This window comes from Pseudomonas sp. GW823-FHT02F05 (assembly GCF_058797315.1).
Genome location: NZ_JBXAJM010000024.1, coordinates 1 through 20,602, shown reverse-complemented (window position 1 = coordinate 20,602; position 20,602 = coordinate 1). Strand labels below are relative to the sequence as shown.

Genomic DNA, 20,602 nt, shown 5'->3' with positions numbered 1-20,602 from the left:
TCTCCAACCAGTGAGCCCCTTGCAGATGGCTATCACTCATCATCTTTTTATCACCAAGCATTCTATAAAACTGTCAATTCTCACAGTTAACCTTTGAACGCCTCCCTCCTTATAGTGTGAACCTGTCAAACAGGAGCACACCGCCATGTCCCGACCTGCCGATTCAAATAGCGCCCTGCATCCCTTCCCAAAAACCATAGGGCGTGTGCAATGGACTGAAAAATCATCGAACAACGAAAGAACATTGGAAGGCTGGGCTCTCCCACTGCACCTATCCGAATACAATAATCAGTATTGGGTCAAGTTGACGCTCCAGGCCCCAGACACTCAACAATCACTGTTACTGAAAATACCTTGCGACTCCATAAGCACATCACCTAACAAATCAATCAAGCAAAACCCGGAAGCCTTCGCCCACCTGTACATTCAAGGTGCAAACAATAACGCACCTGAAACGGAAGAACGTATTAAACCTGTCGGCGACATTGAAGTAACCGTTGACGAAAGCACAGGGAACACAACGCTGAATTTCGAAGGTTCTTTCACTGACACAGCGTCGGAATTACGCGAAATAAAATGCTGCTGTGAGTGGCCTGGAACTACCCTTGCCTCACAACATTCGATCTTTAAGTGGACAGAAGGACAAACTCAATACAAAACGGAGGGCTGGCTGGCCTACTCCAGTTCAAGCAAGGCATGGTATCTGACCAGCGAGGAGGGAGAATGGGGTACGCCTCAATACCGTGAGTGGGCTATTTATATTTACTGCGACGATGAAAATGAACAGATCATCGATGAAACATTTAAAAACGGCGATGAGAAATCAAATTTTTACTATGCTCCCTTCGGCGGTGGCACCTATGAAGGCGAATACAATGTAACGCTTACACTGACTCAGCAGCCGTTGCGCTGCGAAGCCACCTTTAAAAATAAAATCCGCGACCGTGTAGAGATGACTAACGGCACGTTTCAGCCTATAAAAGACCCTACTCCCCCATCGTAATAAGGCTCGACAAAAGAACTTTAAAACAAAATAAGTTTCACGTCTCAGTCGAGCGCGACACACTCAAGCTGGCATTTCTGAAAAAATCAGATAGCGCAAACCCCACGGGTAAAAGGTCTCACCATGAACCAAGAAATTATTTTCATCCCCGACTGCTATATCTCTCAATCTGCAAACAACCATTTTGAATGGACATTTAAAAACTCTCAAACATCAATCACTGCAGAAAGAACAACTTTTGGTCATCGTACACAGACAAATACCTGGACATTTTCAGGGGCCATTGGAGATAAAAGTACAAAGAATTTTTCTTCGTATTATTTTCATATCCCCTACCTAGGAGAAGCGCCGATAGACAATACGTATATACTTGACGGAATTTTACATTATGCTCTTTCCATCTCTGGCCCTGGGGACATGCCTGGCACTACAGCGATTCCCGCCAAACACGCAACGCTGACAATAAAGCTCAACCCTGTTGAAGGCACGGCCAATGGCAACTTCGAGGCGTCCTTCGACAGTGAGTATGCTCAATACGACGCGACAGGACACTTCACGCTCATTAGGGACCGCTAGTGTTAAACCTCACGAAAACACTAGCCGAAATATCCCAACATAGAGAAACCTGCAAAGCGTCAGGCGAGAAAACCTGACGCTTTGATGGCCGCCGCCTCCAAATGCTGCTCATGACTGAACCCCGACGCCTTCAACGGCTTCAAATCATGATCCCCCGCCACCAGCCACATCACCTCAATGCTCGGCGATAACGCATACCCCTCCACCGCCGCTCGATTGCCCAAGGCATCACGCTCGCCCTGCACTATCAGCGTCGGCGTCGCAAGCGCAGCCAGATGCTCCACCCGAGGCTTTTGCGGCTTGCCCACCGCATAAAACGGATAGCCCAGGCACACCAACCCATCTGCGCCCAGCTCATCGGCCAACAAACTGGCCATGCGCCCGCCCATGGACTTGCCGCCAATCGCCAGTTTCCCAGCGACATGACGTCGCACCTGGGCATACACCTCACGCCACGCCTCCAGCAGTTTCGGCGCCGGATTCGGCGGGCGTTTGCCCCCGTCCAAGCGGCGCTGGGCCATGTACGGGAACTCGAAGCGCAACACGTTCACACCATGCCCGGCAAGGCGTGCAGCCATGTCGTTCATGAACGCCGAGTCCATCGGTGCACCGGCGCCATGGGCCAGAATCAGCGTCACAGGCTCGCCCGAACGCTTGCCCGTGGCGACATCCCACAACCAGCCATGTTCCCGTACACACTGCGCCCATTGATCCCCGTCAATACTGGCCTTGTGCTCTTTGCCCATGCTTGCCTCGCTTTTTAGTCTGCCTATAACTCCAGCCCAAGTGCCGCACTTGCTTGGGTTGAACCGTGGATGGGGAACCATGAACACTACTTTAAGTACCGCCTATAACTACAAGGTGGTCCGCCAATTCGCCATTATGACGGTGGTGTGGGGCATCGTCGGCATGGGGCTCGGGGTTTTTCTCGCCGCCCAATTGGTTTGGCCTGCGCTCAACTTCGATTTGCCCTGGACCAGCTTCGGCCGTCTGCGCCCATTGCACACCAATGCGGTGATCTTCGCGTTCGGTGGCTGTGCGCTGTTCGCCAGCTCCTTTTACTCGGTGCAACGCACCTGCCAGACGCAGCTGTTCGCGCCGAAAGTCGCCGCGTTCTGCTTCTGGGGCTGGCAGCTTGTGATCCTGCTGGCCGCCATCAGCCTGCCACTGGGCTACACCAGCTCAAAGGAATACGCCGAGCTGGAATGGCCCATCGACATCCTGATCACCATCGTCTGGGTCGCCTACGCCATCGTGTTCTTCGGCACGATCATGAAACGCAAGACCAAGCACATCTATGTGGGTAACTGGTTCTTCGGCGCGTTCATCATCACCGTGGCCATTTTGCATATCGTCAATAACCTGGAAATCCCGGTCAGCCTGACCAAGTCCTACTCGCTGTACGGCGGTGCGACGGATGCCATGGTGCAGTGGTGGTATGGGCACAACGCGGTAGGCTTTTTCCTGACTGCGGGCTTCCTCGGCATGATGTACTACTTCGTGCCCAAACAGGCCGAGCGCCCGGTGTATTCCTATCGTTTGTCGATCGTGCACTTCTGGGCGTTGATCACCCTGTACATTTGGGCCGGTCCTCACCACTTGCACTACACCGCCTTGCCGGACTGGGCGCAGTCCCTGGGCATGGTGATGTCACTGGTGCTGCTGGCGCCAAGCTGGGGCGGCATGATCAACGGCATGATGACCCTCTCGGGTGCCTGGCATAAGTTGCGCAGCGACCCGATCCTGCGCTTCCTCGTCGTCTCCCTGGCCTTCTACGGCATGTCGACCTTCGAAGGCCCGATGATGGCGATCAAGACCGTCAACGCCCTCTCCCACTACACCGACTGGACCATCGGCCACGTACACGCCGGGGCGCTGGGCTGGGTGGCGATGATCTCCATCGGCGCGCTGTATCACATGATCCCGAAAGTCTTCGGTCGCGAGCAGATGTACAGCCTCGGCCTGATCAACGCGCATTTCTGGCTGGCCACCATCGGCACCGTGCTCTACATCGCCTCGATGTGGGTCAACGGCATCGCCCAGGGCCTGATGTGGCGTGCGGTCAACGAAGACGGCACCCTCACCTACTCCTTCGTCGAAACCCTGGTGGCCAGCCACCCAGGCTTCATCGTGCGTCTGGTGGGCGGTGCGATCTTCCTCAGCGGCATGTTCCTGATGGCTTACAACACATGGCGCACCGTGCGTTCGGCGCAACCTGCCGAAGTCACCGCTGCCGCGCAGATGGCCTGAGGAGTCGATGATGAAACACGAAACGATTGAAAAGAACGTCGGCCTGTTGATGCTGCTGATGGTGCTCGCCGTGAGCATCGGTGGCCTGACGCAGATCGTCCCGCTGTTCTTCCAGGACGTGACCAACAAACCGGTCGAAGGCATGAAGCCCTACACCGCGCTGCAACTGGAAGGCCGCGACATCTACATCCGCGAAGGCTGCGTGCAGTGCCACTCGCAGATGATCCGCCCGTTCCGCGCCGAGACCGAGCGCTACGGCCACTACTCGGTGGCTGGCGAAAGCGTGTGGGACCACCCGTTCTTGTGGGGCTCCAAGCGTACCGGGCCGGACCTGGCCCGCGTCGGCGCGCGCTACTCGGACGACTGGCACCGCGCGCACTTGTACAACCCGCGCAACGTGGTGCCAGAGTCGAAAATGCCGGCCTACCCCTGGCTGGTCACCGCCGCCGTCGACAGCAGCCACACCGAGACCAAGTTGAAAGTGATGCGCACCCTCGGCGTGCCGTACACCGACGACGACATCAATGGCGCCGTCGCCAGCCTCAAGGGCAAGACCGAGATGGACGCGCTGGTTTCCTACCTGCAAGTGCTCGGCACTGCCATCAAGAGCAAGAGGTGAGCCATGGGATTTGAATTCGATGCGGGCACCATCCGCGGCCTTGGCACGCTGGTGGTCGCCATCGCCTTTATCGGCCTGTCGCTATGGGTGTTCAACAACCGCCGCAACGCGGAATTCGAGCAGGCCCGCCTGCTGCCGTTTGCCGATGAACCTTCCCCACCCGACGCTCAAGCAGAGCCAGCCACAAGGAGCACTCGGCCATGACTACGTTCTGGAGTACATGGATCTGCGTATTGACCCTGGGCAGCCTGATCGGCCTGACCTGGCTGTTGGTCGGCACCCGCAAGGGCGAGACCAAGGGCAGCGTCGACCAGACCATGGGCCACGCCTTCGACGGTATCGAGGAATACGACAACCCGCTGCCCCAGTGGTGGTTCATGTTGTTCGCCGGCACCCTGGTGTTTGCCGTCGGCTACCTGATCCTCTACCCGGGCCTGGGCAACTGGAAAGGCGTACTGCCGGGCTATGAAGACGGCTGGACCCAGACCAAGGAATGGGACAAGGAAATGGCCAAGGCCGACGCCAGGTTCGGGCCGATCTTCGCCAAGTTCGCGGCCATGCCGGTGGAAGAAGTCGCCAAGGACCCGCAAGCGTTGAAGATGGGCGGTCGCCTGTTTGCCTCCAACTGTGCGGTGTGCCACGGCTCGGACGCCAAGGGCGCCTATGGCTTCCCCAACCTGGCCGACAACAACTGGCGCTGGGGCGGTTCGGCCGAGGCCATCAAGGCCACCATCCTGAACGGTCGCCACGCGGCGATGCCGGCCTGGGGTGAAGTGCTGGGCGAGGACGGGGTGAAGAACGTCGCCGCCTACGTGCGTCACGACCTGGCCAAGCTGCCGTTGCCCGCCGACAACACCGCCGACCTGGCCGCCGGGCAAGCCGCCTTCAGCACCACTTGCGTGGCGTGTCATGGTCCGCAAGGTCACGGCGTGGAAGCCATGGGTGCGCCCAACCTGACCGAGCCTGCCGGCTTTATCTACGGCACCAGCCTGGCGCAGTTGCAGCAGACCATCCGCCATGGTCGCCAGGGCCAGATGCCGGCTCAGGACGTGCTGCAAGGCAATGACAAGGTGCACTTGCTGGCGGCTTACGTGTACAGCCTGTCCCATAACGCTGAAGGCGCAACGCCAGACAGCCAACCGCAGTAAAAGCTCTACCTGTGGCGAGGGAGCTTGCTCCCGCTGGAGTGCGAAGCGCTCCCACGATTTTGGGGCCGCTACGCAGCCCAACGGGAGCAAGCTCCCTCGCCACAGGCATAAGTCGCGACCAAGTGTCGCACCCCTTCCAAACCCAACTTTCCCCTCCTCCTATTCGGGTCTACGCTTGTTCCCACAGTGGAGCAATTCTGGCGTAGGCGACGGTATCCGTTGCGCCCTCTAAAATTCCTGTCCACTTGATCAGCTTTCTATTTCGGTCTTTATCCTTACACCAAACATGGAAAGGGCGCAGAATCTGGCGTGGAACGCATTGATACAGGTCAGCCATTGCGTTGCAATGGCCCCTCGGTTTCTACATACTTGCGGCCGATTTTACCTATAAAAAAACCTAAACCGTGGAACCTTAGAATGAGCACAGCAATCAGTCCGACTGCTTATAACTATAAGGTAGTCCGCCAGTTCGCCATCATGACGGTGGTCTGGGGGATCCTTGGCATGGGGCTCGGGGTGTTCATCGCCTCGCAACTGGTTTGGCCGCAATTGAATTTCGACCTGCCCTGGACGACTTTCGGCCGCCTGCGCCCACTGCACACCAACCTGGTGATCTTCGCCTTCGGCGGATGTGCACTGTTTGCCACCTCCTACTATGTCGTGCAGCGCACCTGCCAGACGCGACTGATTTCCGATGGTCTGGCCGCCTTCACCTTCTGGGGCTGGCAGGCGGTCATCGTCGGCGCCATCATCAGCCTGCCCCTGGGCTACACCACTACCAAGGAATACGCCGAGCTGGAATGGCCGATCGCCATTTTGCTTGCCATCGTGTGGGTGACCTACGGCCTGGTGTTCTTCGGCACCATCGTCAAGCGCAAGACCAAGCACATCTACGTGGGCAACTGGTTCTACGGGGCCTTTATCGTGGTCACGGCGATGCTGCACATCGTCAACCACGCCTCCCTGCCGGTGAACCTGTTCAAGTCCTATTCGGCCTATTCCGGCGCAACGGACGCGATGATCCAGTGGTGGTACGGCCACAACGCCGTAGGCTTCTTCCTCACCACCGGTTTCCTGGGGATGATGTACTACTTCGTGCCCAAGCAGGCCGAGCGTCCGATCTACTCTTATCGCCTGTCCATCGTGCACTTCTGGGCGCTGATCACCCTGTACATCTGGGCCGGCCCTCACCACTTGCACTACACCGCTTTGCCGGATTGGGCACAGTCCCTGGGCATGGCGATGTCGATCATCCTGCTGGCGCCAAGCTGGGGCGGCATGATCAACGGCATGATGACCCTCTCGGGCGCCTGGCATAAGCTGCGCACCGACCCGATCCTGCGGTTTCTGGTGGTGTCCCTGGCGTTCTACGGCATGTCGACCTTTGAAGGTCCGATGATGGCGATCAAGACCGTCAACTCGCTGTCCCACTACACCGACTGGACCATCGGCCATGTACACGCCGGGGCGCTGGGCTGGGTGGCGATGATCTCCATCGGCGCGCTGTACCACATGATCCCCAAACTGTTCGGCCGCGTGCAGATGCACAGCGTCGGGCTGATCAACGCACACTTCTGGCTGGCCACTATCGGCACCGTGCTCTACATCGCCTCGATGTGGGTCAACGGCATCACCCAGGGCCTGATGTGGCGTGCGATCAACGATGACGGCACCCTCACCTACTCCTTCGTCGAAGCGCTGCAAGCCAGCCACCCGGGCTTTATCGTACGTGCCCTGGGCGGTGCGTTCTTTGCCAGCGGCATGCTGTTGATGGCCTACAACGTCTGGCGCACCGTGCGTGCCAGCGACCCTGTAGAAGCCGAAGCCGCCGCCAAGATCGCCGTTGTGGGAGCTCACTGATGAAGCATGAAGTAGTCGAGAAGAACATCGGCCTGTTGGCCTTCTTCATGGTCATCGCCGTGAGCATCGGCGGCCTGACCCAAATCGTCCCGCTGTTTTTCCAGGACGTGACCAACAAGCCGGTCGAAGGCATGAAGCCGCGCACCGCCCTTGAACTGGAAGGCCGCGACGTCTACATCGCCAACGGTTGCGTGGGCTGCCACTCGCAGATGATCCGCCCTTTCCGTGCTGAAACCGAACGCTACGGCCACTACTCGGTCGCCGGTGAAAGCGTGTGGGACCACCCGTTCCTGTGGGGTTCCAAGCGCACCGGCCCGGACCTGGCCCGTGTGGGTGGGCGTTACTCCGATGACTGGCAGCGTGCGCACCTGTACAACCCGCGCAACGTGGTGCCTGAGTCGAAAATGCCGGCGTACCCGTTCCTCGTGGAAAACAAGCTCGACGGCAAGGACACCGCGAAGAAGATGGAAGTCTTGCGCACCCTGGGCGTGCCCTACACCGACGAAGACATCGCCGGCGCAGCCGCCGCCGTGAAGGGCAAGACCGAAATGGACGCATTGGTGGCCTACCTGCAAGGCCTTGGCACCATCATCAAAAGCAAACGGTGACCTTCATGGATATCGGGATGATTCGTGGCCTGGGCACCGTTGTGGTGATGGTGGCCTTTGTCGGCCTGGCGTTGTGGGTGTTCAGCCCGCGGCGCAAGTCGGAGTTTGACGACGCGACCATGCTGCCCTTCGCAGATGACCCCGAAGCCATCAAGCACGTCGAGCAAGCTTCTAGGAGTAACAAAGAATGACTACGTTCTGGAGTCTGTACGTCACAGTCCTCAGTCTGGGTACCATCTTCGCCCTGACCTGGCTGCTGCTGTCGACCCGCAAGGGCCAGCGCACCGAGCAGACGGACGAGACCGTCGGCCACTCGTTCGACGGCATCGAGGAGTACGACAACCCGCTGCCCAAGTGGTGGTTCATGCTGTTTGTCGGCACCATCGTCTTCGCCCTTGGCTACCTGGTGCTCTACCCTGGCCTCGGTAACTGGAAGGGCCTGCTGCCTGGCTACAACTACCTCGACAACGACAAGCAAACCCCGTTCGCCAACGGCCAGACCGGCTGGACCGGCGTGCACGAATGGGAAAAGGAAATGGCCAGGTCGGAGGCCAAATTCGGGCCGATCTTCGCCAAATTCGCGTCGATGCCGATTGAAGAAGTCGCCAAGGACCCGCAAGCCTTGAAGATGGGCGGCCGCCTGTTCGCCTCCAACTGCTCGGTGTGCCACGGCTCCGACGCCAAAGGCGCCTACGGCTTCCCCAACCTGACCGACGCCGACTGGCGCTGGGGCGGCGAACCCAACACCATCAAGGAAACCATCATGAAGGGCCGCCACGCGGTGATGCCAGGCTGGGCCGAAGTCATCGGCGAGCAAGGTGTGGCTGACGTGGCGGGCTTCGTGGTGACCAACCTCGATGGCCGCAAACTGCCGGAAGGCGCCAAAGCCGACGTAGCCAACGGCGAGAAACTCTTCGCCGCCAACTGCGTGGCCTGCCACGGCCCGGCCGGTAAAGGCACCCCAGCCATGGGCGCGCCCGACCTGACGCATCCGGGTGCGTTCATCTACGGTTCAAGCTTCGCGCAACTGCAGCAGACCATCCGTTATGGCCGCCAGGGCCAGATGCCGGCGCAGGAGCAGTTGCAGGGCAATGACAAGGTGCACTTGCTTGCGGCGTATGTGTATAGCTTGTCTCATGGGGATAAGAAGGCTGAGGAGCAGTAAGACCTCTGAAACAATAAGGGAGCCCCGCGCAGCGAATGCTGGCGGGGCTTTTTTGTTCTAGCCCCCGAAGCTTTGAAAGCCAAATCTACCGTTCGTAGCCTCAACCTTGCCGCACGCATTCGCTAAGTAGTAACGTAACTACATTCAGTCCAGCGAAGGGGGGCCTACCCCATGACCATCACGACCATTTCCAGCCGCGAATTCAATCAAGACACAAGTGGTGCCAAAAAAGCCGCCCGCAAAGGGCCGGTTTTTATCACTGATCGCGGCAAGCCTGCCCATGTACTGCTAAGCATTGAGGACTACCAGAAGCTGACAGGTCTGAATGCCGACATCGTTGACCTGTTGGTGATGCCGGAAGCGGCCGATATCGACTTCGAAACCGAACGTGCCGTGATCATTCATCGCCCCGTGGACTTTTCTTGATGTATTTACTCGACACGAATGTGATCTCTGAACTGCGTAAACCTCAGGCTGATGCAAATGTGGTGGCGTGGGCAAAAAGTGTGGTAGCGCCACGTATGTTTATTTCGGCGATCACGCTGAAGGAATTGGAAACCGGAGTCCTGCGAATTGAGCGGCGAGACCCGGCGCAGGGGAAGGTGTTGAGAGCCTGGCTCAAGCGTCATGTGATGCCCGCCTTTGATGCCAGAATCCTGCCCGTCGATGCAGCAGTCGCGTTGCGTTGCGCACACTTGCATGTACCCGACCGAGCCAACGAAAGTGATTCATTGATTGCCGCAACCGCGCTGGTTCACGGGCTCACCGTCGTCACGCGTAACATCAGCGACTTCAAATCGAGCGGCGTTGCACTGATCAATCCATGGGACGAATGACCGGCTTACCGACAAAAACCGTCCATACTTGCCAAGTCAATTGATCCAGGTCACGTACACCATCAATTGATTTCCCCCAACGCGACCAAAGGTCGCACCCTTTGCGCACCATCGGGGGCGTATCATTAGGCCACTGCAACACCCTTAATTTGACCCCGGCTGGCACGTACTGGCCGAGGCAAATCTCCACCGCCGTGGGATGCAATGATGAGCGACCAGATACCGGTACATGACGTTACCCCGCCTACCAAGACCGTCGACCTCTACGCTTCGAGAGAGAAGATCTACACCCGCGCCTTCACTGGCTTGTTCCGCAACTTGCGCATGGTCGGCGGTGCCGCTCTGTTCCTGTTGTACTTCGGCACGGTGTGGCTGAACTGGGGCGGTCACCAGGCGGTGTGGTGGAACCTGCCGGAGCGTAAATTCTTTATTTTCGGCGCAACGTTCTGGCCCCAGGATTTCATCCTGCTGTCGGGCATTCTCATTGTCGCGGCATTTGGCCTGTTCTTTATCACCGTATACGCCGGGCGCGTGTGGTGCGGCTATACCTGCCCGCAAAGCGTGTGGACATGGATCTTCATGTGGTGCGAAAAGGTCACCGAAGGCGACCGCAACCAGCGCATCAAGCTCGACAAGGCGCCCATGAGCGCCAACAAATTCCTGCGCAAGTTCAGCAAGCACAGCCTGTGGCTGCTGATCGGCTTTGCCACTGGCATCACCTTCGTCGGCTACTTCTCGCCGATTCGCGAACTGGTGTTCGACTTTTTCACTGGCCAGGCCGATGGCTGGTCGTATTTCTGGGTGGGTTTCTTCACCCTCGCCACCTACGGCAACGCCGGCTGGCTGCGTGAGCAGGTGTGCATCTACATGTGCCCCTATGCGCGCTTCCAGAGCGTGATGTTCGACAAGGACACCTTGATCGTGTCCTATGACCCCCGCCGTGGCGAAGTGCGTGGCCCACGTAAAAAGGGTACCGACTACAAGGCCCAGGGCCTGGGCGACTGCATCGACTGCACGATGTGCGTGCAGGTATGTCCTACCGGTATCGATATCCGCGACGGGCTGCAAATCGAATGCATCGGCTGCGCCGCCTGTATCGATGCCTGCGATAACATCATGGACAAGATGGAGTACCCACGCGGCCTGATCAGCTACACCACCGAACACAACCTGTCGGGGCAGAAAACCCATAAGCTGCGCCCGCGCCTGATCGGTTACGCCCTGGTATTGCTGGCGATGATCAGCCTGTTGGTGGCCGCCTTCTTCATGCGCTCGCTGGTGGGTTTCGACGTCAGCAAAGACCGCGTGCTGTATCGCGAGAACGCCGAAGGACGCATCGAAAACGTCTACAGCCTGAAGATCATGAACAAAGACCAGCGCGACCACACCTACGTGCTCGACGCCGCTGGCCTGCCAGACCTCAAGCTGCAAGGCCGGCGCGAAATCAAAGTGGCCGCCGGCGATATCGTCAGCATGCCGGTGGAGTTGTCGAGTGCGCCCGAGCAGTTGCCGTCGAGCACCAACGAGGTGACCTTCATCCTCGAAGACGCCGATGACACCAGCGTCCATATTGAAGCCAAGAGCCGATTCATCGGCCCACAAGTCCGTTAACAGGGAACATACGCATGCCCGCAACTACTGCCGCCAGCCCTTGGTACAAGCACCTCTGGCCCTGGATCATCATCGCGATTCTGGCCTGCTCGGTGACCCTGACCTTGTCCATGGTGACCATCGCAGTGAACAACCCGGACAATCTGGTCAACGACAACTACTACGAGGCCGGCAAAGGCATCAACCGTTCCCTGGACCGCGAACGCCTGGCCCAGACCCTGCAACTGCGCGGCAAGCTGCACCTGGACGAACTGACCGGCGAGGTCGAGCTGCAACTGACTGGCTACAGCAATCCAAATACCCTGGAGCTGAACCTGATCTCCCCGACCCAGCCAGAGAAGGATCGTAAGATCAACCTCACCCGCAGCGACAGCGAGCCCGGCCGCTACATCGGCCAGGTCACCGACAAGGTCGAAGGTCGCCGTTTCGTGGAACTGCTTGGCGTGGAGGGCGGCAACACCTGGCGCCTGTTCGAAGAAGAAGAGGTCAGCCACGACAAGGACTTGCTGCTGGGTGACGAACCGTTGCAGGGCGCCGAGGACCTGAAGAAGTAGACGATGATCGTTCCCACGCTCTGCGTGGTAACGCCTTGCTGGACGCTCTGCGTCTGCTTTGTGACGCAGAGCGTCACGGGCAACATTCCCACGCAAAGCGTGGGAACGATCTACGGAACTGAGCAATGACCCAACCCACCCCCTGCTACCACTGCGCCCTACCCGTCCCCTCCGGCAGTCGGTTCACCGCCCAGATCCTCGGCGAACGCCGTGAACTCTGCTGCCCGGGCTGCCAGGCCGTGGCCGAGGCGATAGTGGCCGGCGGGCTGGAAAGCTATTACCAACACCGCAGCGAAGCCTCGGCCAACCCCGAGGCGCTGCCCGTGCAGTTGGTGGACGAGCTGGCGCTGTACGACCGCGCCGATGTGCAAAAACCCTTTGTACGCCATCAGGGCGACCTGGCCGAAACCACGCTGCTGATGGAAGGCATCAGTTGCGCCGCCTGCGGCTGGTTGATCGAGAAACACCTGCGCAGCCTGCCTGCGGTGGCCGAAGCGCGATTGAACCTGTCCAACCACCGCCTGCACGTGCGCTGGGCCGATGGGCAATTGCCGTTGAGCCAACTGCTCAGCGAGCTGCGCCATATCGGTTACGCCGCCCACCCTTACCAGGCCGACCGCGCCGCCGAACAATTGGCCAGCGAGAATCGCCTGGCCCTGCGACAACTGGGGGTCGCCGGCTTGCTGTGGTTCCAGGCCATGATGGCAACCATGGCCACTTGGCCGGAATTCAATATCGACCTGAGCCCGGAACTGCACGTCATCCTGCGCTGGGTCGCGATGTTTCTGACCACGCCCATCGTGTTCTACAGCTGCGCGCCCTTCTTCAAAGGCGCCCTGCGTGACCTGCGCACGCGCCACCTGACCATGGACGTGTCGGTGTCCCTGGCGATTGGCGGCGCGTACCTGGCCGGCATCTGGACGGCGATCACTGGCGTAGGCGAGTTGTATTTCGATGCCGTGGGCATGTTTGCCCTGTTCCTGCTGGCCGGACGCTACCTTGAGCGCCGCGCCCGGGAGCGTACTGCCGCAGCCACCGCCCAACTGGTCAACCTGTTGCCCGCCTCCTGCCTGCGCCTCAAGGACAATGGCCAGAGCGAACGCATCCTGCTCAGCGAGTTGGCACTGGGTGATCGTGTGCTGGTGCATCCCGGTGCGGTGCTGCCGGCGGATGGGATGATTCTCGACGGCCAATCCAGCATTGATGAATCCCTGCTGACCGGCGAGTACCTGCCGCAACCTCGGCGCACGGGTGAGAGCGTCACGGCCGGCACGCTGAATGTCGAAGGCGCGCTGACCGTCCAAGTACGCGCCCTGGGGCATGACACGCGCCTGTCCGCCATCGTGCGCCTGCTGGAGCGCGCCCAGGCCGAGAAGCCGCGCCTGGCGCAGATCGCCGACCGCGCTGCACAGTGGTTCTTGTTGTGCTCGCTGATCGCCGCCGCACTGATCGGCCTGCTGTGGTGGGAGCTGGACCCCACCCGGGCGTTCTGGATTGTGCTGGCGATGCTGGTGGCGACCTGTCCGTGCGCCCTGTCGCTGGCCACGCCCACCGCCCTTACCGCAGCCACCGGTACCTTGCACAGTCTCGGGTTACTGCTGACCCGCGGCCATGTGCTGGAGGGCCTGAACCAGATCGACACGGTGATTTTCGACAAGACCGGCACCCTCACCGAAGGGCGCCTGGCGTTGCGCGCCATCCGGCCCCTCGGCGCGCTGGACAGCGACCAATGCCTGGGCCTTGCCGCCGCCCTGGAGAACCGCTCCGAACACCCGATTGCCCGTGCCTTCGGCCGTGCGCCGCTGGCCGCCGATGAAGTGCTGAGCACGCAAGGCCTGGGCCTGGAGGGTCGTGTGGGAGAATGTCTGTTGCGCATCGGCCAGCCGGGTTTTGTCTGTGAACTCAGTGGCTGCGCGATTCCCGCCTCGCCGGACGAAGCCGGGCAATGGCTGCTGCTGGGCGACCGCAGCGGGGCGCTGGCCTGGTTCGTACTCGACGACCGTCTGCGCAGCGACGCCCCCGCCTTGCTGGCCGCATGCAAGGCGCGGGGCTGGCGCACGCTGTTGCTCTCCGGCGACAGTTCGCCGATGGTAGCCAGTGTCGCCTCTGAGCTGGGTATCGACGAGGCCCACGGCAGCCTGCGCCCTGACGACAAGCTGCAGGTACTGCAAAACCTGCACAAGGAAGGTCGCAAAGTGCTGATGCTGGGCGATGGGGTCAATGATGTGCCGGTGTTGGCTGCTGCCGATATCAGTGTGGCGATGGGCTCGGCCACCGACCTGGCAAAAACCAGCGCCGATGCGGTGCTGTTGTCCAACCGCCTGGATGCGCTGGTGCAGGCCTTCAGCCTTGCGCGGCGCACCCGCCGAGTGATCATCGAGAACCTGTTGTGGGCCGGGTTGTACAATGGCCTTATGCTGCCGTTCGCCGCCCTGGGTTGGATCACTCCGATCTGGGCGGCCATCGGCATGTCCCTCAGTTCGTTGACCGTGGTACTCAACGCGTTGCGCCTGACTCGCCTGCCGAGCGCGCAAGCCCCGGGTACCGCCCCAGCAACCCGCCCGCTGCCGGCCTGAGCCGCGTGGGCATGGAGTACAGATGCCAGCTCTCTATGTGATGATTCCGGCAGCACTGCTGTTAGTGGGCGTGGCCATCTACATCTTCTTCTGGGCCGTGGACAGCGGCCAGTACGAAGACCTCGATGGCCCGGCCCATAGCGTGCTGTTCGATGACCAGGACCCGAACCACCTGGCCGCCATCGATGAAGCCAACAACCCCGAGCAACCGCCCAAAGAGCCCCCTCATGCTTGAGCTGATGCCCTTGCTGGTCTCGGCGCTGATCCTCGGCCTGCTCGGTGGTGGCCACTGCCTGGGCATGTGCGGTGGGTTGATGGGCGCGCTGACCCTGGCGATTCCCAAGGAACAACGCAGCCGCCGTTTTCGCCTGCTGCTGGCGTACAACCTGGGGCGCATCCTCAGCTATGCCACCGCCGGTTTATTGATCGGCCTGGCCGGCTGGGCGGTGGCCAACAGCCCGGCAGCGATGTTCATGCGTGTGCTCGCCGGCCTGCTGTTGGTCTGCATGGGCCTGTACCTGGCCGGCTGGTGGAGCGGCCTCACCCGTATCGAAAGCCTGGGGCGCGGCCTGTGGCGGCATCTGCAGCCAGTGGCCAACCGTTTGCTGCCGGTGTCCAGCCTGCCCCGCGCCTTGTTGCTGGGTGCGCTGTGGGGCTGGTTGCCGTGCGGGCTCGTCTACAGCACCCTGCTATGGGCGGCGAGCCAGGGCAATGCACTGGACAGCGCCTTGCTGATGCTGGCGTTCGGGCTGGGCACCTGGCCGGTGCTGCTGGCCACCGGGCTGGTCGCCGAACGGGTGACGGCGTTGTTGCGCAAGCGCAGCGTGCGGGTGGCCGGCGGGGTGCTGGTGATGATCTTCGGCCTCTGGACCTTGCCCGGCCCCCATCAGCACTGGCTAATGGGGCATTAACAGGCCCTGTGGCATAGCGCCGCTCCCCGTTGATGCAAATCAACATGCCTTGCCTGCCCTGCCCCTAGACTCGGCCCACTAGCCAATCCGGGGGACCGCCCGCATGCTCGACGCCATTCGTTGGGACACAGATCTGATTCACCGCTACGACTTGGCGGGGCCGCGCTACACGTCCTACCCCACCGCCGTACAATTTGACAGCCAGGTCGGCACCTTCGACCTGCTCCACGCCCTGCGTGACAGCCGCAAGGCAGTGCGGCCACTGTCGCTGTACGTGCATGTACCCTTCTGCGCCAACATTTGCTACTACTGCGCCTGCAACAAGGTGATCACCAAGGACCGGGGGCGCGCCCAGGCCTACCTGCAGCGCCTGGAGCAGGAGATCCAATTGGTGGCCTGCCACCTCGACCCGCAGCAACCCGTTGAGCAACTGCATTTCGGCGGCGGTACGCCAACGTTTCTCAGCCACGATGAACTGCGCCAGGTGATGACACGCCTGCGCCAGCATTTCAATTTGCTGGATGATGACTCGGGCGACTACGGCATCGAAATCGACCCGCGCGAAGCCGACTGGGCCACCATGGGCCTGCTACGCGAACTGGGCTTCAACCGCGTGAGCATCGGCCTGCAAGACCTCGACCCCGAGGTGCAACGGGCGGTCAACCGCCTGCAAAGCCTGGAGGAAACCCGCGCCGTGATCGATGCAGCGCGCACCTTGCAATTTCGCTCGATCAATATCGACCTGATCTACGGCCTGCCCAAGCAGTCGCCGTTGAACTTTGCGCGCACCGTGGAGGAAGTTATCCGCTTGCAGCCTGACCGCCTGTCGGTATTCAACTACGCGCACCTGCCGGAACGCTTCATGCCCCAGCGGCGGATCAACACCGACGACCTGCCCTCGCCGGCAGAAAAACTGCTGATGCTGCAAACCACCATCGAACAACTGACCCAGGCCGGTTACCGCTACATAGGCATGGACCACTTTGCGCTGCCGGACGACGAACTGGCGGTGGCCCAGGAAGAAGGCAAGCTGCAGCGCAACTTCCAGGGTTACACCACCCACGGGCACTGCGACCTGATTGGGCTGGGGGTGTCGGCGATCAGCCAGATCGGCGACCTGTATTGCCAGAACAGCAGTGACCTGAACCAGTACCAGAATGCCTTGGCGGGCGCGCAACTGGCGACCAGCCGCGGCCTGGTCTGCACTACGGACGACCGGTTGCGACGGGACGTGATCCAGCAGTTGATCTGCAATTTCAGCCTGGCATTCGAGGGAATCGAACAGGCGTACAACATCGATTTTCGCGGCTATTTTGCCGAGTCATGGCCGCAATTGCAGACAATGGCCGATGATGGCTTGATCGAACTGGACGCTCAGGGCATTCGCGTGCTGCCAGCCGGGCGCTTGTTGGTGCGCTCGGTGTGCATGGTGTTCGATGCCTACCTGGAGCACCAGAACAGGCAACGGTTTTCGCGGGTGATTTGATTACATCGCCAGGGAGGCAGCTTTCATCGAATCCTCGGCACTCATGCCTTTCATCGCCTTGGCCAGCGACGTCTGAGCCGACATCAGGCCAGCCTGCAGCGAACCGATCTCGGTCTGCAGCGCGCTGGCCTTGGCACGCGCCTCTTCAGGGGAAAGATTACTGTCCGCGGCCACCGCCGCCAGTTCGGCCTGTTTTTCGGCGATCTGTTGCTTCAGTTGGCGGATCATTTTCAATACCTGTTTGACGTTGTCTTCCAGGCCACTGTCATCGATGTCCGCATTGCTGCGCTGCTCCACGCCTGCCGCTTTGAATGCCGCAGCGGAAATAGTCACTGTCACACCTTCCACGACCTTGGTTTCAGAAGATTTTTCAAGGGTGGGACCTTCGTCCTTGAGCGCAGTAACCGGCTTCGCGTCAGGCACAACAGGGATGCGAATAGCCGGGTTGTAGGCCGCTATAACAGACATGATCCGAGCTCCGTCTAAGAGATGTGCTCTTTGTATCGACCTCAAGCAACAAATCTTTATACCTGTGCAGGTTTTCTGTACACGCTGGCCTCGCTGCCCCCCAGTGCGTTACCCTTACGTCTTATGTGTGTTTTCCCACAAGGATTTAAGAAATGTCCGAGCCAGTCAAACTGCGCGCTCACAGCCAGGCCCATTGCAAGGATTGCAGCCTGGCCCCCCTCTGCCTGCCACTTTCGTTGAATCTGGAAGACATGGATGCGCTGGACGACATCGTCAAACGCGGCCGCCCACTGAAAAAAGGCGAGTTTCTGTTTCGCCAGGGCGACAAGTTTGATTCCGTCTATGCAGTACGCTCGGGCGCGCTGAAGACCTTCAGCCTCAGCGACGGCGGCGAAGAGCAAATCACCGGTTTCCACCTGCCAAGCGAGTTGGTCGGGCTGTCGGGGATGGACACCGAGATTCATCCGGTGTCGGCCCAGGCCCTGGAAACCACGTCGGTGTGCGAAATTCCTTTCGAGCGCCTGGATGAACTGGCCCTGCAACTGCCGCAATTGCGCCGCCAGTTGATGCGCGTGATGAGCCGCGAGATTCGTGACGACCAGCAAATGATGCTGCTGCTATCGAAGAAAACCGCCGACGAGCGTATCGCCACGTTCCTGGTCAACCTGTCGGCGCGCTTTCGCGCCCGTGGGTTCTCGGCCAACCAGTTCCGCCTGAGCATGTCGCGCAATGAGATCGGTAATTACCTGGGCCTGGCAGTGGAGACTGTGTCCCGCGTGTTTACCCGTTTCCAGCAGAACCAGTTGATTGCCGCCGAGGGTAAAGAAGTGCATATCCTCGACCCGATCCAGCTGTGTGCATTGGCTGGCGGTTCGCTGGAGGTCTGATCCAGGCTGCGGCCGCGCCAATCGGCGAGGCCGCAGGTATACTTCGAGTCCGTTTTCCGCTCTGGACTCCTCGACGATGACTTTTGATTCGTTCGACATCAAATCCCTGATTCGCCCCGTTATCGACTTCCCCAAGCCGGGTGTGATCTTTCGTGACATCACGCCGCTGTTTCAATCGCCCCGCGCCCTGCGCCTGGTGGCCGACAGCTTTGCCCAACGCTATGTCGAAGCCGATTTCACCCATATCGGTGCAATGGATGCCCGTGGCTTCCTGATCGGCTCGATCATCGCCTACCAACTCAACAAGCCGCTCATCCTGTTCCGCAAGCAAGGCAAGCTGCCGGCGGACGTGCTGGCCGAGGGTTACCAGACCGAGTACGGCGAAGCCTTCCTGGAAGTGCACGCCGACAGCCTGTGCGAAGGCGATTCCGTGCTGATGTTCGATGACCTGATCGCCACCGGCGGCACCCTGATTGCGGCGGCGAACCTGGTGCGGCGCATGGGGGCAAAGATCTTTGAAGCCGCGGCGATTATTGATTTGCCGGAGCTGGGTGGCTCGCAGCGGTTGGCAGACATGGGGATTCCGACGTATTGCCTGACGCAGTTCGGGCTGACTGAGAGATAAGCGTCGTCAGTACTGACGCCATCGCGGGCAAGCCCGGCTCCCACCTTGGAATGCATTCTCCTGTGGGAGCCGGGCTTGCCCGCGATGAGGCCGAAAGAACACCCCGGCTTACAACCCCATCTGCTTACTGATGATTTCATTCATCACTTCGCGCGTCCCGCCACCAATCGACAAAATCCGGTTATCGCGATACAGCCGCTCCACCAGACTGCCACGCATATATCCCTGCCCGCCCAATATCTGCACCGCGTCATACGTCACCCGATCAGCGGTATCGGTGGCCAGATTCTTGGCCATGGAAATCTCTTTGATTACGCTCTTGCCGGCGGCCATCTTCGCGGCCTGGCGATAGGTGAACTCGCGGGAAACCTCCACGGCGGTAGCCATTTCCGCCAGGCGATGCTTGAGCACCTGGAATTTGCCGATGGGTTTGCCGAATGCTTCGCGCTGGGCGGCCCACTGGAGGCTTTCCTCCAAGGCCAGTTGCGCGGTCATGTTGGCCATGAGGGCCAAGGCCAGGCGCTCGCTCTGGAAGTTGCCCATGATGCAGGCAAAGCCCATGTTCTCGACACCGACGAGATTGCCCACAGGCACGCGGCAGTCATCGAAGAATAACTCGGCGGTGTCCGACGCCCACCAGCCCATCTTCTTCAGTGGCTGGCCGACGGTAAAACCGGGCGTGTCTTTTTCAATCAGCAGCAGGCTGATGCCACCAAAGCCCGGCCCACCCGTGCGCACGGCCACGGTGTAGAAATCAGCGCGAATGCCGCTGGTGATAAAGGTCTTGGCACCGCTCACGCGGTAATGCTCGCCTTCACGTACGGCGCGGGTTTGCAGGTTGGCTACATCCGAGCCGCCGCTGGGCTCGGTGACCGCCAGGGCGATGATCTTCTCGCCGGCGAGCACCAGAGGCGCTATGCGCTCACGCACGTCGGGCCGGGCCCATTTGACGATGGGCGGCAGGCCGATATCCAGGGAGCCGAGCCCTGCCACCACGCCGCCGGAGCCGCAGCGCATCAGCTCTTCGCTGGCGGCGACCTTGGCGAACAGATCGCCTTCGTGGCTGCCACCCAGCGCCTCGGGGTAGCCGATGCCCAGAATGCCCGCCGCACCGGCCTTGAGGTAAAGCTCACGGGGAAAGCTCTCAGCTTCCTCCCAGTGCTCGATGCCCGGCAGCATCTCGCGCTCGACGAAGCGGCGCACGCTGTCGCGGACCAATTGGTGGCTGGGATCGAAGTATTCCTGATAGGCAGACATCGGCAAGCTCCATGGCGAGATGGAGCGAACTTACCAAGCGCTTGCTTGGTTATCAAGTCATACACAGGGACTGTGTCTGCGCTAATCCTGTAGGAGCGAGCTTGCTCGCGAAAAACGTCAACGATAACGCGTGCTTCCTGAGTGAACGCGGCGCCTATTAGT

23 protein-coding genes are annotated in these 20,602 nt (G+C 60.2%); 20 read left to right on the top strand and 3 right to left on the bottom strand.

Going from position 1 to position 20,602, the window contains the following annotated elements:
* Nucleotides 1-145 precede the first annotated feature (145 nt).
* Both AC1RAC_RS24085 and AC1RAC_RS24080 read left to right on the top strand, forming a co-directional pair.
* The gene (locus AC1RAC_RS24085; RefSeq protein WP_252949698.1) at nt 146-1,003 is read left to right on the top strand and encodes a hypothetical protein; all 858 of its coding nucleotides are present in this window, start codon (nt 146-148) and stop codon (nt 1,001-1,003) included.
* A 123-nt stretch (nt 1,004-1,126) separates the two neighbouring features.
* The gene (locus AC1RAC_RS24080) at nt 1,127-1,579 is read left to right on the top strand and encodes a hypothetical protein (protein ID WP_143129389.1); all 453 of its coding nucleotides are present in this window, start codon (nt 1,127-1,129) and stop codon (nt 1,577-1,579) included.
* 59 nt (nt 1,580-1,638) lie between these two features.
* Here AC1RAC_RS24080 and AC1RAC_RS24075 read toward each other — a convergent pair whose 3' ends face one another.
* The gene (locus AC1RAC_RS24075; RefSeq protein ID WP_072447440.1) at nt 1,639-2,325 is read right to left on the bottom strand and encodes an alpha/beta family hydrolase; all 687 of its coding nucleotides are present in this window, start codon (nt 2,323-2,325) and stop codon (nt 1,639-1,641) included.
* A 79-nt stretch (nt 2,326-2,404) separates the two neighbouring features.
* Between AC1RAC_RS24075 and ccoN (AC1RAC_RS24070) the strand changes: the two genes are divergently transcribed.
* The 16 genes from ccoN (AC1RAC_RS24070) (at nt 2,405) to hemN (ending at nt 17,203) form a co-directional block, all read left to right on the top strand.
* Nucleotides 2,405-3,829, top strand: coding sequence for a cytochrome-c oxidase, cbb3-type subunit I (ccoN, locus tag AC1RAC_RS24070; RefSeq protein ID WP_034128402.1), 1,425 nt, complete (start codon nt 2,405-2,407; stop codon nt 3,827-3,829).
* Nucleotides 3,830-3,839: 10 nt separating this feature from the next.
* Nucleotides 3,840-4,448, top strand: a complete 609-nt coding sequence (gene ccoO, locus AC1RAC_RS24065) for a cytochrome-c oxidase, cbb3-type subunit II (protein WP_003193159.1) — start codon at nt 3,840-3,842, stop codon at nt 4,446-4,448.
* Nucleotides 4,449-4,451: 3 nt separating this feature from the next.
* Nucleotides 4,452-4,652, top strand: coding sequence for a cbb3-type cytochrome oxidase subunit 3 (locus AC1RAC_RS24060; protein ID WP_003193161.1), 201 nt, complete (start codon nt 4,452-4,454; stop codon nt 4,650-4,652).
* Entirely contained in the window at nt 4,649-5,596 is a 948-nt protein-coding gene (ccoP, locus tag AC1RAC_RS24055) for a cytochrome-c oxidase, cbb3-type subunit III (RefSeq protein ID WP_054897851.1), read from the top strand. The genes AC1RAC_RS24060 and ccoP (AC1RAC_RS24055) overlap by 4 nt, the downstream gene beginning before the upstream one ends.
* Nucleotides 5,597-6,013: 417 nt before the next feature.
* On the top strand, nt 6,014-7,456 hold the full coding sequence (gene ccoN, locus AC1RAC_RS24050) for a cytochrome-c oxidase, cbb3-type subunit I (RefSeq protein WP_014719443.1): 1,443 nt from the start codon (nt 6,014-6,016) through the stop codon (nt 7,454-7,456).
* The gene (gene ccoO / locus AC1RAC_RS24045; protein WP_003193167.1) at nt 7,456-8,064 is read left to right on the top strand and encodes a cytochrome-c oxidase, cbb3-type subunit II; all 609 of its coding nucleotides are present in this window, start codon (nt 7,456-7,458) and stop codon (nt 8,062-8,064) included. Before ccoN (AC1RAC_RS24050) ends, ccoO (AC1RAC_RS24045) begins: the two co-directional genes overlap by 1 nt.
* A 5-nt stretch (nt 8,065-8,069) precedes the next feature.
* A complete protein-coding gene (locus tag AC1RAC_RS24040; RefSeq protein ID WP_005790274.1) occupies nt 8,070-8,255 on the top strand; it encodes a CcoQ/FixQ family Cbb3-type cytochrome c oxidase assembly chaperone in 186 nt (61 codons plus the stop codon).
* Nucleotides 8,252-9,229 carry a cytochrome-c oxidase, cbb3-type subunit III gene (gene ccoP, locus AC1RAC_RS24035; RefSeq protein ID WP_032895838.1) on the top strand — a complete coding sequence of 326 codons (978 nt, stop codon included), beginning with the start codon at nt 8,252-8,254 and terminating at the stop codon, nt 9,227-9,229. The genes AC1RAC_RS24040 and ccoP (AC1RAC_RS24035) overlap by 4 nt, the downstream gene beginning before the upstream one ends.
* Before the next feature lie 171 nt (nt 9,230-9,400).
* A complete protein-coding gene (locus tag AC1RAC_RS24030; protein ID WP_034128400.1) occupies nt 9,401-9,655 on the top strand; it encodes a type II toxin-antitoxin system Phd/YefM family antitoxin in 255 nt (84 codons plus the stop codon).
* Nucleotides 9,655-10,065, top strand: a complete 411-nt coding sequence (locus AC1RAC_RS24025) for a type II toxin-antitoxin system VapC family toxin (protein WP_073527185.1) — start codon at nt 9,655-9,657, stop codon at nt 10,063-10,065. The genes AC1RAC_RS24030 and AC1RAC_RS24025 overlap by 1 nt, the downstream gene beginning before the upstream one ends.
* A gap of 207 nt (nt 10,066-10,272) precedes the next feature.
* Nucleotides 10,273-11,676: a cytochrome c oxidase accessory protein CcoG gene (gene ccoG / locus AC1RAC_RS24020; RefSeq protein WP_492617045.1), complete on the top strand. Its 1,404-nt coding sequence runs from the start codon at nt 10,273-10,275 to the stop codon at nt 11,674-11,676.
* A 14-nt stretch (nt 11,677-11,690) separates the two neighbouring features.
* Nucleotides 11,691-12,230, top strand: a complete 540-nt coding sequence (locus tag AC1RAC_RS24015; protein ID WP_014719446.1) for a FixH family protein — start codon at nt 11,691-11,693, stop codon at nt 12,228-12,230.
* Nucleotides 12,231-12,355: 125 nt separating this feature from the next.
* Nucleotides 12,356-14,806: a heavy metal translocating P-type ATPase gene (locus tag AC1RAC_RS24010; RefSeq protein ID WP_492617044.1), complete on the top strand. Its 2,451-nt coding sequence runs from the start codon at nt 12,356-12,358 to the stop codon at nt 14,804-14,806.
* A 22-nt stretch (nt 14,807-14,828) separates the two neighbouring features.
* A complete protein-coding gene (gene ccoS, locus AC1RAC_RS24005) occupies nt 14,829-15,041 on the top strand; it encodes a cbb3-type cytochrome oxidase assembly protein CcoS (RefSeq protein ID WP_054898601.1) in 213 nt (70 codons plus the stop codon).
* On the top strand, nt 15,034-15,717 hold the full coding sequence (locus AC1RAC_RS24000; RefSeq protein ID WP_492617043.1) for a sulfite exporter TauE/SafE family protein: 684 nt from the start codon (nt 15,034-15,036) through the stop codon (nt 15,715-15,717). Before ccoS ends, AC1RAC_RS24000 begins: the two co-directional genes overlap by 8 nt.
* Before the next feature lie 103 nt (nt 15,718-15,820).
* Nucleotides 15,821-17,203, top strand: a complete 1,383-nt coding sequence (hemN, locus tag AC1RAC_RS23995) for an oxygen-independent coproporphyrinogen III oxidase (protein WP_034128394.1) — start codon at nt 15,821-15,823, stop codon at nt 17,201-17,203.
* On the opposite strand, the gene AC1RAC_RS23990 is transcribed toward hemN, so the two are convergent.
* Nucleotides 17,204-17,671 (bottom strand): FlxA-like family protein, encoded by a 468-nt coding sequence (locus tag AC1RAC_RS23990; protein WP_080757733.1) that lies wholly within the window; start codon nt 17,669-17,671, stop codon nt 17,204-17,206.
* A gap of 152 nt (nt 17,672-17,823) precedes the next feature.
* Here AC1RAC_RS23990 and fnr point away from each other — a divergent pair, with 152 nt between their 5' ends.
* Complete coding sequence (gene fnr, locus AC1RAC_RS23985) at nt 17,824-18,558, top strand: fumarate/nitrate reduction transcriptional regulator Fnr (RefSeq protein ID WP_005790290.1); 735 nt, start codon at nt 17,824-17,826, stop codon at nt 18,556-18,558.
* Nucleotides 18,559-18,634: 76 nt separating this feature from the next.
* Nucleotides 18,635-19,183, top strand: a complete 549-nt coding sequence (locus AC1RAC_RS23980; protein ID WP_034128393.1) for an adenine phosphoribosyltransferase — start codon at nt 18,635-18,637, stop codon at nt 19,181-19,183.
* A gap of 108 nt (nt 19,184-19,291) precedes the next feature.
* On the opposite strand, the gene AC1RAC_RS23975 is transcribed toward AC1RAC_RS23980, so the two are convergent.
* The gene (locus AC1RAC_RS23975) at nt 19,292-20,440 is read right to left on the bottom strand and encodes an acyl-CoA dehydrogenase family protein (RefSeq protein WP_054921740.1); all 1,149 of its coding nucleotides are present in this window, start codon (nt 20,438-20,440) and stop codon (nt 19,292-19,294) included.
* Between the last annotated feature and the right edge of the window lie 162 nt (nt 20,441-20,602).

Coding starts and splice junctions, on each gene's coding strand:
- AC1RAC_RS24085 (WP_252949698.1), top strand. CDS start 146: ATGTCCCGACCTGCCGATTCAAATAGCGCCCTGCATCCCTTCCCAAAA.
- AC1RAC_RS24080 (WP_143129389.1), top strand. CDS start 1,127: ATGAACCAAGAAATTATTTTCATCCCCGACTGCTATATCTCTCAATCT.
- AC1RAC_RS24075 (WP_072447440.1), bottom strand. CDS start 2,325: ATGGGCAAAGAGCACAAGGCCAGTATTGACGGGGATCAATGGGCGCAG.
- ccoN (WP_034128402.1), top strand. CDS start 2,405: ATGAACACTACTTTAAGTACCGCCTATAACTACAAGGTGGTCCGCCAA.
- ccoO (WP_003193159.1), top strand. CDS start 3,840: ATGAAACACGAAACGATTGAAAAGAACGTCGGCCTGTTGATGCTGCTG.
- AC1RAC_RS24060 (WP_003193161.1), top strand. CDS start 4,452: ATGGGATTTGAATTCGATGCGGGCACCATCCGCGGCCTTGGCACGCTG.
- ccoP (WP_054897851.1), top strand. CDS start 4,649: ATGACTACGTTCTGGAGTACATGGATCTGCGTATTGACCCTGGGCAGC.
- ccoN (WP_014719443.1), top strand. CDS start 6,014: ATGAGCACAGCAATCAGTCCGACTGCTTATAACTATAAGGTAGTCCGC.
- ccoO (WP_003193167.1), top strand. CDS start 7,456: ATGAAGCATGAAGTAGTCGAGAAGAACATCGGCCTGTTGGCCTTCTTC.
- AC1RAC_RS24040 (WP_005790274.1), top strand. CDS start 8,070: ATGGATATCGGGATGATTCGTGGCCTGGGCACCGTTGTGGTGATGGTG.
- ccoP (WP_032895838.1), top strand. CDS start 8,252: ATGACTACGTTCTGGAGTCTGTACGTCACAGTCCTCAGTCTGGGTACC.
- AC1RAC_RS24030 (WP_034128400.1), top strand. CDS start 9,401: ATGACCATCACGACCATTTCCAGCCGCGAATTCAATCAAGACACAAGT.
- AC1RAC_RS24025 (WP_073527185.1), top strand. CDS start 9,655: ATGTATTTACTCGACACGAATGTGATCTCTGAACTGCGTAAACCTCAG.
- ccoG (WP_492617045.1), top strand. CDS start 10,273: ATGAGCGACCAGATACCGGTACATGACGTTACCCCGCCTACCAAGACC.
- AC1RAC_RS24015 (WP_014719446.1), top strand. CDS start 11,691: ATGCCCGCAACTACTGCCGCCAGCCCTTGGTACAAGCACCTCTGGCCC.
- AC1RAC_RS24010 (WP_492617044.1), top strand. CDS start 12,356: ATGACCCAACCCACCCCCTGCTACCACTGCGCCCTACCCGTCCCCTCC.
- ccoS (WP_054898601.1), top strand. CDS start 14,829: ATGCCAGCTCTCTATGTGATGATTCCGGCAGCACTGCTGTTAGTGGGC.
- AC1RAC_RS24000 (WP_492617043.1), top strand. CDS start 15,034: ATGCTTGAGCTGATGCCCTTGCTGGTCTCGGCGCTGATCCTCGGCCTG.
- hemN (WP_034128394.1), top strand. CDS start 15,821: ATGCTCGACGCCATTCGTTGGGACACAGATCTGATTCACCGCTACGAC.
- AC1RAC_RS23990 (WP_080757733.1), bottom strand. CDS start 17,671: ATGTCTGTTATAGCGGCCTACAACCCGGCTATTCGCATCCCTGTTGTG.
- fnr (WP_005790290.1), top strand. CDS start 17,824: ATGTCCGAGCCAGTCAAACTGCGCGCTCACAGCCAGGCCCATTGCAAG.
- AC1RAC_RS23980 (WP_034128393.1), top strand. CDS start 18,635: ATGACTTTTGATTCGTTCGACATCAAATCCCTGATTCGCCCCGTTATC.
- AC1RAC_RS23975 (WP_054921740.1), bottom strand. CDS start 20,440: ATGTCTGCCTATCAGGAATACTTCGATCCCAGCCACCAATTGGTCCGC.